Raw genomic sequence first — 1,159 nt, forward strand, 5'->3', positions numbered from 1 at the left:
CGCCGCCGGCCGCGCCCGCCGCGACCGGGCCCGCCGCTGCCGCGTCGTCCGACGACGTCGACGACCGCTACGACGACCCCGTCGGGCGCATCCCGGAGGGCCTCGAAGAGGTCGAGGGCGACACGGACGAGGACGCCTGGGGCCTCACCGGCCGGGACTGAATCGGGGCACCGCGACGGCCGTCACGAGTGGGACCATCGGCATCCGGGCGGCCGGCCCGCCGAGGCTAGGCTGGGTCCATGACCGCTCCCGATGGCCGTGATCGCATCTCGAACTGGAACCTCCCGAACGCGATCACGATCCTCCGGATCGTCATGGCGCCGATCTTCTTCTGGCTGCTTCTGGCCGACGGCGGAGCCGACGGCCCCATGCGGTGGTGGGCCGCGGTCATCTTCATCGTCGCGATCTCGACGGACTGGGTCGACGGCCAGATCGCCCGCTCGCGCGGGCTGGTCACCGACCTCGGCAAGCTGCTCGACCCGATCGCCGACAAGCTGCTCACGAGCGGCGCGCTCGTGTGCCTGTCGATCCTCGGCGAGCTGTGGTGGTGGGTCACGATCCTCATCGTCGTCCGCGAGGTCGGCATCACGGTGTGGCGGTTCGTCGAGCTGGGTCGTGGCACGGTGGTGCCGGCATCCTCGGGCGGCAAGGCGAAGACCTTCGCGCAGGCGATCGCGATCTCGCTCTTCCTCACCCCGCTCTGGACGCTCGTGGGCGACTGGATCCTCTGGGTGAACTGGGCGGCGATGGCCGTGGCGCTCGCGCTCACCGTGTGGTCGGGCCTGCTCTACGTGCGCGACGCGATCCGCCTCGCGCGCGAGCACCGGGCCGAGCCGAGGTGAGCGGAGGGCGAATGGCCCCACGGTCCCCGACCGCAGGGGAGACCGACGCCGAACGCCTCGTCGCGCGGTTGCGGGCGGGCGGCCGTACGGTCGCGTGCGCCGAGTCCCTCACCGGCGGGCTGCTCTCGGCGACGATCGTCGACGTTCCCGGCGCCTCGAACGTGCTGCTCGGCGGCATCGTGGCGTACGCCACCGAGCTGAAGGGAGCGCTCGTCGGGGTCGACGGGCGGCTGCTCGACGAGCGCGGCCCGGTGGACCCGGAGGTGGCCCGGCAGCTCGCCGAGCGCATCCGCGCCCGGTGCGCCGTCGGCGGTCGG

General features: G+C 73.2%; 2 protein-coding genes. Both read left to right on the forward strand.

Annotated features, from left to right (window positions below):
* The first annotated feature begins 239 nt into the window (after nucleotides 1-239).
* Complete coding sequence (gene pgsA, locus ESO86_RS17320) at nucleotides 240-842, forward strand: CDP-diacylglycerol--glycerol-3-phosphate 3-phosphatidyltransferase (RefSeq protein WP_129235998.1); 603 nt, start codon at nucleotides 240-242, stop codon at nucleotides 840-842.
* Nucleotides 843-853: 11 nt separating this feature from the next.
* Nucleotides 854-1,159, forward strand: a 306-nt coding sequence (locus tag ESO86_RS17325; protein WP_165308314.1) for a CinA family protein, incomplete at its 3' end; no start/stop codon positions are given.

This window comes from Agromyces binzhouensis, from assembly GCF_004135055.1.
GTDB classification, from domain to species: Bacteria; Actinomycetota; Actinomycetes; order Actinomycetales; family Microbacteriaceae; genus Agromyces; species Agromyces binzhouensis.